At 55.8% G+C, this 14,454-nt stretch carries 16 protein-coding genes; 5 read left to right on the top strand and 11 right to left on the bottom strand.

The genetic code is table 11. The annotated features are described in order from the left end of the window. Positions 1–49 precede the first annotated feature (49 nt). Positions 50–1,003, bottom strand: coding sequence for a response regulator transcription factor (locus WNY39_RS11845; RefSeq protein WP_342845733.1), 954 nt, complete (start codon positions 1,001–1,003; stop codon positions 50–52). A 386-nt stretch (positions 1,004–1,389) separates the two neighbouring features. Between WNY39_RS11845 and WNY39_RS11840 the strand changes: the two genes are divergently transcribed. Both WNY39_RS11840 and WNY39_RS11835 read left to right on the top strand, forming a co-directional pair. Then, on the top strand, positions 1,390–1,596 hold the full coding sequence (locus tag WNY39_RS11840) for a cold-shock protein (protein ID WP_005851393.1): 207 nt from the start codon (positions 1,390–1,392) through the stop codon (positions 1,594–1,596). 137 nt (positions 1,597–1,733) lie between these two features. After that, positions 1,734–2,285, top strand: a complete 552-nt coding sequence (locus tag WNY39_RS11835; RefSeq protein WP_341233277.1) for a L,D-transpeptidase — start codon at positions 1,734–1,736, stop codon at positions 2,283–2,285. A gap of 76 nt (positions 2,286–2,361) precedes the next feature. Here the strand turns inward: WNY39_RS11835 and WNY39_RS11830 are convergent, their stop codons facing one another. The 7 genes from WNY39_RS11830 to WNY39_RS11800 form a co-directional block, all read right to left on the bottom strand. Beyond that, positions 2,362–3,342, bottom strand: a complete 981-nt coding sequence (locus WNY39_RS11830) for an ABC transporter substrate-binding protein (protein WP_342845732.1) — start codon at positions 3,340–3,342, stop codon at positions 2,362–2,364. A 40-nt stretch (positions 3,343–3,382) separates the two neighbouring features. After that, complete coding sequence (locus WNY39_RS11825) at positions 3,383–4,222, bottom strand: ABC transporter permease (RefSeq protein ID WP_342845731.1); 840 nt, start codon at positions 4,220–4,222, stop codon at positions 3,383–3,385. After that, positions 4,219–5,085 (bottom strand): ABC transporter permease, encoded by an 867-nt coding sequence (locus WNY39_RS11820; protein WP_342845730.1) that lies wholly within the window; start codon positions 5,083–5,085, stop codon positions 4,219–4,221. Before WNY39_RS11820 ends, WNY39_RS11825 begins: the two co-directional genes overlap by 4 nt. 69 nt (positions 5,086–5,154) lie before the next feature. Beyond that, positions 5,155–5,937 (bottom strand): ABC transporter ATP-binding protein, encoded by a 783-nt coding sequence (locus tag WNY39_RS11815; RefSeq protein WP_342845729.1) that lies wholly within the window; start codon positions 5,935–5,937, stop codon positions 5,155–5,157. Positions 5,938–6,047: 110 nt separating this feature from the next. After that, positions 6,048–7,508 carry a dihydropyrimidinase gene (gene hydA / locus WNY39_RS11810; protein WP_342845728.1) on the bottom strand — a complete coding sequence of 487 codons (1,461 nt, stop codon included), beginning with the start codon at positions 7,506–7,508 and terminating at the stop codon, positions 6,048–6,050. A gap of 77 nt (positions 7,509–7,585) precedes the next feature. Next, on the bottom strand, positions 7,586–7,909 hold the full coding sequence (locus tag WNY39_RS11805; protein WP_342845727.1) for a hypothetical protein: 324 nt from the start codon (positions 7,907–7,909) through the stop codon (positions 7,586–7,588). Positions 7,910–7,973: 64 nt separating this feature from the next. Then, positions 7,974–9,224, bottom strand: a complete 1,251-nt coding sequence (locus tag WNY39_RS11800; protein WP_342845726.1) for a Zn-dependent hydrolase — start codon at positions 9,222–9,224, stop codon at positions 7,974–7,976. 207 nt (positions 9,225–9,431) lie between these two features. Between WNY39_RS11800 and WNY39_RS11795 the strand changes: the two genes are divergently transcribed. Together WNY39_RS11795 and WNY39_RS11790 are read left to right on the top strand one after the other, a co-directional pair. After that, on the top strand, positions 9,432–10,016 hold the full coding sequence (locus WNY39_RS11795) for a TetR family transcriptional regulator C-terminal domain-containing protein (RefSeq protein WP_342845843.1): 585 nt from the start codon (positions 9,432–9,434) through the stop codon (positions 10,014–10,016). 112 nt (positions 10,017–10,128) lie between these two features. Continuing rightward, a complete protein-coding gene (locus tag WNY39_RS11790; RefSeq protein ID WP_342845725.1) occupies positions 10,129–10,599 on the top strand; it encodes a hypothetical protein in 471 nt (156 codons plus the stop codon). A 6-nt stretch (positions 10,600–10,605) separates the two neighbouring features. Here the strand turns inward: WNY39_RS11790 and preA are convergent, their stop codons facing one another. After that, complete coding sequence (gene preA, locus WNY39_RS11785) at positions 10,606–11,907, bottom strand: NAD-dependent dihydropyrimidine dehydrogenase subunit PreA (RefSeq protein WP_342845724.1); 1,302 nt, start codon at positions 11,905–11,907, stop codon at positions 10,606–10,608. Positions 11,908–11,929: 22 nt separating this feature from the next. Beyond that, a complete protein-coding gene (locus WNY39_RS11780; RefSeq protein ID WP_342845723.1) occupies positions 11,930–13,252 on the bottom strand; it encodes an NAD(P)-dependent oxidoreductase in 1,323 nt (440 codons plus the stop codon). A 282-nt stretch (positions 13,253–13,534) separates the two neighbouring features. On the opposite strand from WNY39_RS11780, the gene WNY39_RS11775 reads away from it, so the two are divergent. Continuing rightward, complete coding sequence (locus WNY39_RS11775; protein ID WP_093917047.1) at positions 13,535–13,741, top strand: cold-shock protein; 207 nt, start codon at positions 13,535–13,537, stop codon at positions 13,739–13,741. Positions 13,742–13,789: 48 nt separating this feature from the next. On the opposite strand, the gene WNY39_RS11770 is transcribed toward WNY39_RS11775, so the two are convergent. Beyond that, on the bottom strand, positions 13,790–14,437 hold the full coding sequence (locus tag WNY39_RS11770; protein ID WP_342845722.1) for an arylesterase: 648 nt from the start codon (positions 14,435–14,437) through the stop codon (positions 13,790–13,792). Positions 14,438–14,454 lie beyond the last annotated feature (17 nt).

The raw sequence follows: 14,454 nt of genomic DNA, 5'->3' as shown, positions 1-14,454 counted from the left end.
GACAAAGAAAATGGGGGCATCAAAAGATGCCCCCGTTTTGCGTTTGATCCTACATTTCCAAAGAAACCAGCCGGTCAATATCCTTCATGGTATCTTTGGCCTTAAGCGCATGCTCGCCGATATATTCGCGCACCTTGTCGCAAGCAGACCGCCCCGTCCATAAACGTTGGTTCGAGATCGAGTGGACAGACAAATCCACCCCTATGTCGTTGCCAGCGCTAGAGTGCATGGGCTTTTTCGCCAAATCCGCTTTGATAAGGTGTTGAATGGCCGCGGGGTTGACCCGGTGACGCGCCAATATCGCCGCAACCAGAACCCCGTTGCCCACATAGCCCAGAATGTAACGGTGGCTTTGCAGGGCGTTGATTGATGCTTCCGTAACATGGGCCATCTGATCGCAGAATTCGGTCGGGGAAAGCGTTTCAAAGATATTGCGCATTTGCGGCAGCTTGATTGCCAGCAGGTTCATCGCATAGCACCCTTCGGGCAGCCCCTTCAGACGGTGTTCGAAGCCGTTCAGATCGACCACGTCCGGTACCCCCAGATCAAAACCTTCCTCGCGGCTGGCTTTGATCTGCTCGGTAAGCTCGGCCAAGGAACGGCGCGCGTCTTGTTCGCCCCGCAGGCTTTCACTCAGCAACCCTGCCGTATTGATACGCGCGCCCAAGTCGACGCCGTTCAACGGCTTATAAACAAAATCGGTCGCCCCCGCCTCGAACGCACGCTCCATCAGGTCATGACTGGTGCTGGATGTGATCATCAGGATCGGGGTCTTTTGATGCTTTTTCAGATTCCGCAGTTCGGCACATAGCCTGATCCCGTCGATGCCCGGCAGCATGATATCCAACAAGAAGCAGTCAAAATCCGGACCCGGTTCATTGAGTAGAACAAGCGCCTTTTCCGCATCCTCGGCACAGACCAGATCAAACCCGTGTTTTGGCGTTAGATAGTCGGACAACATATCCAGAACTGTTGGATCATCATCTACTGCTAAAATTCTCATAATCTGCCTTACCTACGATCTACGGGCGACACTGCCCGAGCACCCGCTCTAACGCGTAACATTCCACGCTTTTCCGGCAATTTTATGGTCCGTTATCGAAAACAAATAAGGCAGCCGGGTGGGGCTATGACCTTTAAAACAAGGCCGACTTTGGGCGGCGCGCATCAGAACATGTCAATAATGTGAAACCGTCGGCGCCATTTCGCTGTGCGACACACGCCTAATGCGACCCCCTTGCGCGAATCCCCTGCCTCTGGCATACGGGCAAGGCAAACGTTATTCTTTTTCGACCCACTGTCTCCTTATACGGCGTTCAGACTTCGATCCAGACCGACCACGCCAAGCCATCGCACGATGCGGATGGTACACTAGAGGAGACTACGGATATGGCCACTGGCACCGTAAAATGGTTCAACACAACAAAAGGCTTCGGCTTTATCGCACCCGATGGCGGCAGCAAAGATGTATTCGTACACATTTCTGCCGTTGAGCGCGCAGGCCTGACCGGTCTGGCCGACAACCAGAAAGTGACTTTCGACATCGAAGCCGGCCGTGACGGTCGCGAATCTGCGTCGAACATCGCACTGGCATAAGTCAGTTAGGCTTCGGCCTACACAAAGAATTGACCGGCTGACCCCATGGGACAGCCGGTTTTTTTATGTCTACAGGGTTGCCAAGAAACGCTTAACCCGCATCATGTATGATCAAGAAAACCAGTCAGGAACATCACATGCGTCGCCGTTCATTTATCGCAGGCTCCTTGGCCGCACTTGCCTTTCCGAAAATGCTTTTTGCCCAAAACGCTGCCTATGATCCAGCGCCACAGCTGGTCGAAATCAAAAACCAGTATGAAGCTGGCCAGTTATTGATCCTCCCGCGCAGCCATTACCTGTATCTGGTCACCGCCCCCGGCGAGGCGATGCGCTATGGCGTTGGCGTCGGCAAGGCAGGTCTGGAATTCACCGGTACCGCGACGATCTCGGTTAAGAAAGAATGGCCCACTTGGCGCCCCACGGACGAGATGATCGAACGTGAGCCCAACACATACGCGCGTTTTATTGGTAACACCGACGCCCAACCGGGCGGCCCGCAAAACCCATTGGGCGCGCGCGCGCTGTACCTGTTCCAAAATGGCAGAGACACCTATTTCCGCATCCACGGTACAACGCAGCCCAACACCATTGGGCGTTCGGTATCAAACGGCTGCATTCGCATGATCAACGAACATGTAAAAGATCTCTACGAACGTGTGCCGATTGGGACGACGGTTACTGTTCTTTAATCAAATGACATTCCATTGAATGACAAAAAGGGCCGGTGTTTCCACCGGCCCTTTCTCGTTAATAACGCTTTAAATCTTAGTTCAGCGCTTTGTCGGTGATGTCGTGGGTCCAGGCCCCTTCAGGTGCCTTGGTGATCATGCCACCTTCCATTGTGATGTCCGCGCTGCGCTTGAACGCCGCCTCGTCCAACGCACCGTTGCTGCCAGCAGTCAGCTTGGCAATCTCGCCCATCATGCGCTTTTGGTGCTTTTCGGTTTGCGCGCCGGTTTGATCGTTCTCAAGCACGATTTCAGCCGCCTCATCGGAATGCTCTTCGGCGTATTTCCAGCCCTTCATCGACGCGCGCACAAAACGTACCAGCTTGTCTTGCATTTCAGCATCGGCCAGATTTTCTTCTGTGGTATAAAGACCGTCTTCCAGCGTCGAGATGCCTTCGTCTTCGTATTTAAAGACAACCAGATCGTCCGGCGTCAGACCCGCATCAATAACCTGCCAATATTCATTGTAGGTCATGGTCGTGGCGCATTCGACCTGCTTTTGCAGCAGCGGATCGACGTTAAAGTTGATCTTTTGAATGGTAACACCGCCATCCGAGCCGTCGGTCGCATAGCCCAGTTTGCCCATCCAGCTTAGCAGCGGGATTTCGTTACCAAAGAACCATGTGCCCAATGTGTGCCCGGGGAAATCCTCAGGCTTGGTGATGCCGTGCTCTTTCAGGCAGGTCAGCATGAGGCCCGATTTTGCAAAGGGTTGCGCGATGTTCACAATCGGCGCGCCTTTTTCGCGGGCTGCCAGCGCGGATGGCAACCAATCCACCATCACATCAGCGCCACCGCCCAGCAAAACCTGCACAGGTGCGATGTCGGGGCCACCCGGCTTGATCGTAACATTCAGGCCTTCCTCTTCGTAAAAGCCCTTGTCCAATGCGACGTAATAGCCGCCAAATTGCGCTTGCGTGACCCATTTCAATTGCAGCGTCAGATCATCGGCGGCATGTGCCATGCTGCCCCAAAGACCCAATGCGAGCCCGGCTGTCATCTTGGTGATATTTTTCATTATTATAGTCTCCCTTGTTGTGTTGGTCGTTTCTCTACGTTTAATTTCGTTGGCTGGGATGCCAGGATGTAATCCGCCGTTCGATCAACGCCATAGCGCCATAGAACGCCGATCCGGCAATCGCCGCCACGACAATCTCGGCCCAGACCAGATCAAGTGCAAGCTGCCCCACCGAGGTCGAGATACGAAACCCCATTCCCCGGATAGGAGAGCCAAAAAATTCAGCAACAATTGCGCCGATCAACGCCAGCGTGGTCCCGATCTTGAGGCCATTGAACACGAAAGGCATGGCGGCAGGCAAGCGCAGCTTGAACAGCGTCACCCAATAGCTTGCCCCATATGTCCGCATCAGATCGCGCTGCATCATGTCCGTTGCTTGCAATCCCTGCACGGTGTTCACCAGCATCGGAAAGAACACCATAACCACGACCACCGCCGCTTTGGATTGCCAGTCAAACCCGAACCACATCACCAGAATGGGTGCCATCCCGATGATCGGCAAAGCCGCCACAAAATTGCCCACGGGCAACAGCCCGCGCTGCAAAAACGGAAACCGGTCCACCGCCACCGCGATCAGGAACGCAGCACCACAGCCGATAACATAACCCGACAGCGCGCCTTTCAGCACGGTCTGCACGAAATCGACCCAAAGAATATCAAGCGATGCACCAAACCGCGCCGCAATTGCAGTGGGCGGCGGCAGCAATACTGGCGAAATCTCAAGCCCGCGTACCACACCTTCCCAAATCGCAATCAGCGTGACCCCGAAAACGATCGGCGCGGCCAAGGACCGCCAGCGCACAGGCCGTCCCCGTGCAAGACGCATGTTGGTCCACCAGCCAAGCGCCCAAGCTGCTATTGCAAAAATAACCCAACTCATCGCGCCATCCCCATGCGTTTCAGGGTGACCCGCTGAACGATTCCAATAATGCCGACCAAAACAGCAGCCAACGCGGCGGCCATAAGCAATGCACTCCAGATCTGGATCGTCTGACCATAGTAACTACCGGCCAAAAGACGCGCGCCCAGCCCCGCAACAGCACCCGTGGGCAGCTCCCCGATAATCGCCCCGACCAAGGACGCCGCCATGGCGACCTTCAGCGAGGTGAACAGATACGGCATCGACGCCGGCAACCGCAGCCGCCAAAAGGTTTGCGATGCGCTCGCATGCCACGTCCTCATCTGGTCCAACTGCATCTGGTCCGGGCTGCGCAACCCTTTGACCATGCCAACAACAATCGGGAAAAAGGACAGGTACATGCCGATCATTGCCTTTGGCAGCAGGCCAGAAATTCCGACAGCGTTCAGCACCACGATAATCATCGGTGCAATGGCCAGAATAGGAATGGTCTGGCTCGCGATCACCCAGGGCATGACCGACATATCCATGGTCCGGTTATAAACGATACCCACGGCCAGCAAGGTCCCCAAAACAGTCCCCAACCCGAACCCGAGCAATGTCGCGCTCAACGTAATCCACGAATGATAGATAAGAGACCGTTTCGACGTTATCTTTTTCTCAACCGTCGTGCGCCAGATCTCGGCGACGACCTGATGCGGCGCGGGCAGTTTGGGTTTTTCCTGCGCCCAAGTATCCTTGATCAGGGATGTGGTCGTCACGACCTCTCCTGCTCGCCGCGCCTTGTCATATGTCCAATCCGCGTTCAGCCAAATGGCCGCCGCGTACCAAACCACCAAAAGCAATCCAACAACGGTCAAAACCGGGGCAAAGCTCTGCCTCACAAGACAGCCCCCCGCTTCTCTGGCTCACAAATATCCTCCCCGAAGGGCCGGCCTGCCACAAACGCACATTCAGTCATCGCCATGCCCCGCCCTTAGCCCTTCACGGACACGGTGCGCGATCTCCAAAAACTCCGGCGTCTCGCGGATTTCCAAAGGCCGCTCTTTCGGCAACGTGCTTTCAATCACATCCGTGATCCGACCCGGTCTCGGGCTCATCACAACAATCTTGGTGCTCAGATACACCGCCTCGGGTATGGAATGGGTTACAAATGCAATCGTCTTTTCCGTCCGCGCCCAAAGCCGCAACAACTGCTCGTTCAGGTGATCCCGTACAATCTCGTCCAGCGCGCCAAACGGTTCGTCCATCAACAAGATGTCCGCATCAAAGGCCAAAGCCCGCGCGATGCTGGCACGCTGCTGCATGCCGCCAGACAATTGCCACGGGAATTTCTTTTCAAACCCTGCCAGTTCCACAAGCTCCAGCACCCGCGCCACACGCGCCGCCTGATCCGCTTTGGAATACCCCATAATCTCAAGCGGCAGCCGAATATTTCCACCGATTGTCCGCCAAGGATAAAGCCCTGCCGCCTGAAACACATAGCCATAGGCCCGAGCCATCCGCGCATCTTCGGCGCTAACGCCGTTCACCGTGATTGACCCACCTGTGGGCTGTTCCAGATCTGCCATGCACCGCAAAAACGTGGTTTTCCCGCAACCAGACGGCCCGATGAAACTCACAAAGTCGCCCTTTTCAATATCCAACGACACGTCCTTAAGCGCGTGGACAGGGCCATCATTGGTCTCAAATGTGAGGGAGAGATTCTTGGCAGAAATAACAGGGGCTAACGTCATATTACCCGCCCGTTTTCTGTCGTATGGTGTGCTCGCATTGCAGCTGGCCTCTTTCTTCTTTTCGTGGGCACGGCAACACAGCCGCCGCGCCGCTTAGGGGCAATTTTGCGTTAGATGCCCGCAGGAATATTCAATGGATCGCGCTGGATCATCTTGGGGGCCGTCAGCTCTTTCCACTTACTAAGCGCAACATTGCCCGAAGGGAACGCTGGTCGCGGCACAAACCGGCCCCGGCCCGGGTTAGGCTGCGAATTTTGCCCCCAGGCCCAAATCACCTCACCCCGGCTCAGCGTGTACCGGCTTTGCGCGGTAACGTTGAAGCCCTCGAACACGTTATAATCCAGCACAGAATGGTGGTTCGTCGGCGAAATCGTTTTGCTGATCTTCGGGTCCCACACCACGATATCTGCGTCAGCCCCCTCAACAATCGCACCTTTACGCGGATAGATGTTCAGGATTTTTGCAACATTGGTCGATGTCGCCGCAACGAACTCATTCGGCGTCAACCGACCTGTCTCAACGCCCTCGGTCCATAACACTGCAAGGCGTTCCTCCAGGCCATTCGACCCGTTTGGAATGATCCGGAAATCATCCTTGCCCGCGCGCTTTTGCGCCGTGGAAAATGCAGCATGGTCCGTTGCCACAACCTGCAAGGACCCGGCCTGCAACCCAGCCCACAGACTGTCCTGATGATCCTTTGACCGGAACGGGGGCGACATCACCCGCCGCGCGGCATGGTCCCAATCCTTGTTGAAGTACTCTGACTCGTCCAAGGTCAAAAACTGGATCAACGGCTCGCCGTAAACCCGCATGCCCTTTTGCCGCGCGCGCCGGATCGCCTCATGGGTCTGTTCACAAGACACATGCACGATGTACAGCGGCACACCGGCCGTATCAGCGATGGTAATCGCCCGGTTCGCCGCCTCACCCTCCAGTTCCGGCGGGCGGGAATAAGCATGACCCTCGGGGCCAGTGATCCCTTGATCGAAATACTTTTGCTGCAGCTCGGCAACCAAGTCACCGTTTTCGGCATGCACCATGGGCAAGGCACCCAACTCCGCACAGCGCTTGAAGGACGCGAACATCTCGTCATCCTCAATCATCAATGCACCCTTGTAGGCCATGAAATGCTTGAAGGAATTGACGCCCATATCCACGGCATCTTTCATCTCGTTGAATACATTCTCGTTCCAACCGGTGATCGCCATATGATATCCGACGTCAGAACAAATCTGCGGGGCAGATTTACGGTGCCACTCATTGATCGCATTTTTGATCGACCCGTCCTCGCCCGGAAGACAGAAATCAACGATCATAGTTGTCCCCCCAACGGCGGCAGCCCAAGTCCCACTCTCAAAGGTTTCAGCCGCAGTCGTGCCCATAAAAGGCATTTCAAGATGGGTATGCGGATCAATACCGCCGGGAATGACATAGGCCCCCTCGGCGTCGATATACTCATCCCCGACAAGGTTCTCGCCAATCCGCGCGATCGTCTCGCCTTCAATCAGAACGTCCGCTTTCCACGTCCTGTCAGCGGTACACACCAGTCCACCTTTGATTACCTTGCTCATCTCAACTCTCCCATCTCATCTCTCATTCCAAATGGATCAAAATCCCGGGGGCGTGGGGGCTGGCCCCCACTCACCGCTCAAACCGATCCGAAACATCCTAATGCTGGCCCATGAACACCGATGTCCAGCGGGCCAAAGTCGCTCTCAACACATAGCGAAAAATACCCCGCCCGCGGCATGTAAACGACGCGGTAGGTCCCATCGCCCTTTGACACCGACCAACAGCGTTGCGTGATCCCACCGCTAAAATTCACCTTGATCTGCCTCGGTGGCCGCAGGGTCTGCCGAAACGCTTCGGCCGTACGCCGAAGAACCATGTCCTGACTTTCCAGGGCTTCATCAATTTCCGCGTCAATCAGCGCAGAAATCCGCTCTCCTATGGAAAGATCCTGCTCAAGCATCACGCGCCGCCACGGAATTTTTGAAAATTCCGGCCCGTTTTCTTTGAAAGAAAACGATCCCACATCACCCGATGATCTCCGCAGTCTCTAGCACCGCGTGCAGCAACACATCTGCCCCGGCTTTTGCCCAATCCTTTGTGATCTCTTCTGCCTCATTATGGCTTAGACCATCCACGCAGGGGCACATGACCATCGCCGTCGGGGCCACGCGATTGATCCAACAGGCGTCATGACCTGCACCCGAGATCAGATCCATGTGGCTATACCCCAGACGCTCAGCGGCAGACCGCACAGCAGTAACGCAACCTTCGTCAAAAGCGACAGGGTCAAATCCGCCAACCTTTTCAAACGCAACCTCCAGCCCCATGTCATCGGCGATCTCCTGGCCTTGCGTCCGAAGTTGCGCCTCCATTTCTTCGATCACCAGCAGGTCGGGCGATCTGAAATCAACGGTGAACACGACCTTTCCGGGGATCACATTGCGCGAGTTCGGATACACATCTATATGTCCCGCTGCGCCAACAGCATGTGGGGCGTGCGCCCATGCGATCTGGTCAACAGCCTCCAAAATCCGCGCCATGCCCAGCCCGGCATTCTTTCGCAAGGGCATCGGTGTTGAACCAGTATGTGCGTCCTTGCCGGTTACTGTCACCTGCGTCCAAGACAGGCCCTGCCCGTGGGTCACGACGCCAATGTCTTTTCCCTCGGCCTCAAGGATAGGGCCCTGTTCAATATGTAGCTCAAAGAATGCATGCATCTTGCGTGCCCCGACTTCCTCATCGCCCCGCCATCCGATCCGGTTCAGCTCATCACCAAAGCTTAACCCATTGGCGTCGGTCCTGTCATATGCCCAACCTTGGGTATGAATACCGGCGAAAACGCCCGACGACAGCATCGCGGGGGCATAGCGTGTGCCTTCTTCGTTGGTCCAGTTCGTGACAACAACGGGATGCTTTGTCTTGATCCCCAAATCATTCATGGTGCGCAGGATTTCCAGACCACCCAGCACCCCTAGCACCCCATCGTATTTGCCGCCCGTGGGCTGCGTATCCAGATGCGACCCGACATAGACCGGCAAGGCATCAGGATCGGTGCCATCACGCTGGGCAAACATATTGCCCATCTGGTCAAGACCCATGGTACAGCCCGCAGCCTCGCACCATTTTTGGAACAGGGCGCGGCCCTCGGCATCCTCATCGGTCAGCGTTTGGCGGTTATTTCCGCCCGCAACGCCGGGGCCGATTTGGGCCATCTCCATCAGGCTGTCCCACAAACGATCAGGATTGATCTTCAGGTTTTCACCAGGTGCGGCCATAGGAAGGCTCCTCATTCAGACTAGCTTGCGCATCACAAAAATTTTTACCATTTGGTAAATCCACGATTGCGGTTAGCCTTGTATCTGTCAAGAAATGCTTTCAATTGAATCTATGTATGCCACGGTGCATGCTGATTTTTCAGGCACCGATGCAGAAAGAGATACGCTTTGCCCGATGGCGTCCCGAAAAAACCTAGCCGCATTCAGATGCGCAACCGCCGCGTCATCCTGGATGCCGCGCTAAACGTATTTTCACAGCATGGATATCGGGGGGCCACCCTTGATCAGATCGCCGCCGAAGCGGGATTGAGCAAGCCGAATATCCTCTATTATTTCCAAGGCAAGGAACAGATTCACCTGACTCTGCTAAGCCAGCTGATGGAGACATGGCTGGACCCCTTGGTCGAACTTGACGCCGATGGTGACCCGAAATCCGAGATTTTGGATTATGTGCAGCGCAAACTGGATATGGCCCGTGACCTGCCACGCGAAAGCCGCTTGTTTGCTGGTGAAATCCTGCAAGGTGCGCCCCGTATTGGCCCGCGTCTGCACAGTGAATTGAAACCTTTGTTTGATCAGAAATGCGCCGTGATCGCAGGCTGGGCCAAAGCCGGTAAAATTGCAGATATTAATCCGCAGCATTTGATCTTTTCAATCTGGGCGACGACACAGCATTACGCCGATTTCGAAGCCCAAGTATCGGTGCTTGTTGGCGGGGATCCCGATGCTCATGACACAGCATCACAGCATTTACGCGAGATGTTTGGCAGGATGCTTTGCGTCAAGGATTGATTAACCGACTTACCAAATAACAGGTGATTTTGATGTCTGATTAAGACAGGCTGATAATTAGTTACTGCGTGGTGGCGGGCAACTTTAACCTTGTTTTATAGGAGTACGGAAAATGGCATCTATCTCAACTGTCAGCACTTTGCTACCGCCTCAACATCATTCGGCCCCGGCTCAGACATCCATCAGCGCGGCAAATCCGCCCCCTGATATTGCACCGGTATCAACCTCATCCTCTAGCGGCGATAGCGGCACATCTGCAGACAACGGGGCCAGCGCGGGCCGGGGATCGCAGGATGATGCACGGGCTTGGATAAAGATCATCGACACGGGACCGTCCAATGCCTCGGCCAAATCTGTGGTTGATGCAAAAGCCGAAGCAGCCGGTCAAAAACTGGCCGATGAAACCTTGCGCAACGCGACCAAGGAAACCGGCAACGTCGTCTTGTCAGAAATCAAATACAACGCGTCCGAACCCGATGGCGGGTCCGAGACATCGCAAGCGACGCTGCCCAAAGCCGAGGGCCCGCTGCCTATCCCGACCGCAGATATTCTGCTGAAGTTCAAAAACAGCCGGGCACCCTAAGGCCAGTTACTCAGCTGCGGTTGCAGCTGGGTTGTTGGGATGCGTCGTCCAGTTGGCATAGTGAGGTTCAACAACTTTCCCTGTACGCGGATCGGTAAGACCGGGGGTCATGGCCTCCATCGTGATGCAATCCTCTACCGGGCAAACATTGACGCACAGATTGCAGGCGACACATTCGTCGTCGATGACGGAGAAAACGCGGCCCTCGTCCATTGCGATCGCCTGATGCGACGTGTCTTCGCACGCGGCAAAGCAACGGCCACAAGAAATGCACAGGTCCTGATTGATCTTGGCCTTGGCAATATAGTTCAGGTTTAGCTGATTCCAGTCGGTCACGTTTGGTACCGCTTTGCGGACCAATTGATCGATCGACGTCATGCCCTTTTCATCCATATATTCAGACAGGCCGCTGATCATCTCTTGGACGATCTTGAACCCGTATGTCATGGCCGCCGTACATACCTGCACGTTGCCAGCGCCAAGGGCGATGAATTCCGCAGCATCGCGCCACGTCGTGACACCGCCGATCCCGCTGATCGGCATACTGGCCAAGCCCGGGTCACGGGCAATTTCGGCCACCATATTCAACGCAATCGGTTTAACCGCTGGCCCGCAATAACCGCCATGCGCGCCCTTACCGTCGATTGTTGGCTCCGGGGCGAACAAATCCAAATCCACCGAAGTGATCGAATTGATGGTGTTAATCAGGCTGACCGCATCGGCACCACCGCGCTGCGCGGCCTCAGCTGGTTTGCGAATATCGGCGATGTTTGGCGTCAGCTTAACGATGACGGGCATACGCGTGCTGGCCTTGACCCAACGGGTGACCATTTCGATATATTCGGGCACCTGCCCCACCGCCGCGCCCATACCGCGTTCAGACATCCCGTGCGGACACCCAAAGTTCAGCTCGACCCCATCAGCGCCGGTTTCTTCGACCAAGGGCAGAATGTATTTCCACGGCTCTTCCTCGCAAGGAACCATAAGCGAAACCACCATGGCGCGATCCGAATAGTCACGTTTTACAGATTTGATTTCTTGCAGGTTCAACTCCAAGGGGCGGTCGGTGATCAATTCGATGTTGTTCAAGCCCAACAACCGGCGGTCAGCGCCATAGATTGCGCCATATCGCGGCCCGTTGACGTTCACCACGGCTGGATCAATGCCCAGCGTTTTCCAGACCACACCGCCCCAGCCCGCTTCAAAAGCGCGGCGCACGTTGTATTCTTTATCGGTCGGCGGCGCAGAGGCCAGCCAGAATGGGTTTGGGCTTTTGATCCCTACGAATTCGCTTCTTAGATCCGCCATTTGCGTTCTCCCCTCGGGTGGTTCAACCCACCAATGTCGTGTGAATATCCATCGCCGCATCGCGCCCTTCGGCAACGGCAGTCACGGTCAGATCGTCGCCGCCGCTGGCGCAATCGCCGCCAGCCCAAACACCATCAACACTGGTGCGTCCGGCGGCATCGACCTTGATCTTGCGCCCCTCAAGGGCTGGCAACGCGTCGCCTTCCAGCGTCTGACCGATGGCCTTGAACACCTGATCGGCAGCAAGGCGCAGCATCTGCCCCGTTCCTTGCATGTCGGCGTCGACATATTCGAACTCGATTTCGCGCACGGCACCGTTCCCATGCACGGCAACTGGCACGGCGTGGTTCACAATCCGTACGCCCTTTGATGCGGCAAGGTCTTGTTCAAACACGCTTGCGTTCATCCGGTCACGACCACGGCGATAGACCAATGTCACATTCAACGCGCCCAACAGCTTGGCCTGAACCGCAGCGTCAACCGCGGTCATACCACCCCCGATAACCACGACATCGCGCCCGATAGGCACCTGCGCTATATCGTCTGCTTGGCGCAGATCGGCGATGAAATCGACGGCGTCCAAGACCCCGGCCTTATCCTCGCCCACGGCACCCAAGGCGTTTACACCGCCCAATCCCATACCAAGGAACACAGCATCATAGTCGGCTTTAAGGCCCTCGAGGGAAATCTCGGCCCCCAAGGCGGATCCGGTCTGCATTGTGATGCCACCAATCTGCATCAACCAGTCCACTTCGGCCTGTGCGAAACCGTTTGGCGTCTTATAGCTCGCGATGCCGTATTCATTCAGCCCGCCCGGCTTGGGCCGTGCATCATGCACAACGACATCATGCCCCATCATAGCCAGACGGTGCGCGCATGACAGGCCTGCTGGCCCGGCACCGACAACCGCAACACGCTTGCCCGTTGGGGCCGCGCGTTCAAACGGGTGCTTGCCTTGCTGTTGCAAATGATCCGTCGCAAAGCGTTGCAGCTCGCCGATTTTCACCGGTTTGCCTTCAGCGATTTCGCGCACGCAGACTTCTTCGCACAATTGTTCTGTCGGGCATACGCGGGCGCACATGCCGCCCATGATGTTCTGGCTAAGGATCGTTTTGGCGGCAGCATCGGGCGTACCCGTTGCAATCTGCCGGATGAATAGGGGGATATCGATATCCGTCGGACAGGCGGTGATGCATGGCGCATCATGGCAAAAGTAACACCGATCCGCCGCGACCAATGCCTCGTGTTGGTCAAGAGGCGGATGAAGATCGGAAAACTGATCGGCATAGGCCGACGCCTCTAGCCGCCCTGCCGTGATACCCGGCTCAAACATTTTCTGCGACATTGATACACCTCTGCTGTCACCTGCTGTTGTTTGAACGGTGCAACGGATTGATTTTTTTATCAACTGGTAAAATTATTTCAAAGTTGTGAAATTTCATGCGCAACTGCCCGCCGATAGGGCGTTCTGCGACAAAAACTCTTGATTTTAGAAAGGGCGCTGGCAATATTCTCGTGCGACGCGAAAAACTTTCGACCTCTTTGGCTTTGGCCACGGTTCGATCAAGTTATGACCGAGCCACGCTGCCGCATAATGCGGGCAGCCCAAAGACAGGAGAAACGGGGCATGGCAACTGGCACCGTAAAATGGTTCAACACAACCAAGGGTTATGGATTTATTGCGCCTGATGGTGGCGGCAAGGACATCTTTGTTCACATCTCGGCGGTGGAACGCGCAGGCCTGACGGGTCTGGCTGACAACCAAAAGGTGACATTCGACATCGAAGATGGCCGTGACGGCCGCGAAAGCGCGGGCAACATCGCCCTCGCCTAAAGCTGGCGGGTTTATATCAAGACAATTGCGGGCACTTCGGTGCCCGTTTTAGTTTGCTTTGATATCTTCGATCAGCGCCAACACCTTTGGCCCCATCGCAGTGACTATTTTCGCCACGCCTTCTTTGTTGGGGTGTACGCCATCTGGCTGAAAGAACGCTTGGGCCTGCGACAACTCTGGCATTTCCCCATCGACCGCCAATCCAGCAAAAAAGCTGCTCAGAAATTCTGCGCCGTATTGATCGGCCAACTCGGGGTACAAGGCATCGAATGCCGACTTATATTCCGGCCCGTAATTCCCCGGTGCCGTCATTCCGACCAGTAACACTTCGACATCGGCCCCTTTGGCGGCCTCTAGAATACCGTCGATATTGGCGCGGCTCACCGCCGGGTCCAGCCCGCGCAGCAGATCATTGCCGCCAAGCGCCACGATCATCCCATCCACATCAGGCGTCAGGGTCCAGCCCACGCGGCTTAGCCCGCCTGCGGTCGTGTCACCCGACACGCCAGCATTCACCAGCGTCACATCTGCACCGTTTTCATCCAGCCAGGTTTGCAATTGCGGCACCAACCCATCTTCGGCGGGCAGGCCATAGCCCTGCGTTAAACTGTCACCCAAGGCGGCGATTATCACCTGCTCCGCGACCGCAGGGCCTGCAAAAACCATAACAATGCCAGCCATAACCTTGTGCATCATTGCGAAAACTCCATATC

It is taken from the genome of Sulfitobacter sp. AS59 (genome assembly GCF_038899995.1).
Classification (GTDB): domain Bacteria; phylum Pseudomonadota; class Alphaproteobacteria; order Rhodobacterales; family Rhodobacteraceae; genus Sulfitobacter.
Note: the sequence above shows the minus strand (reverse complement) of the source record. Positions and strands in the feature narration are given on the sequence as shown.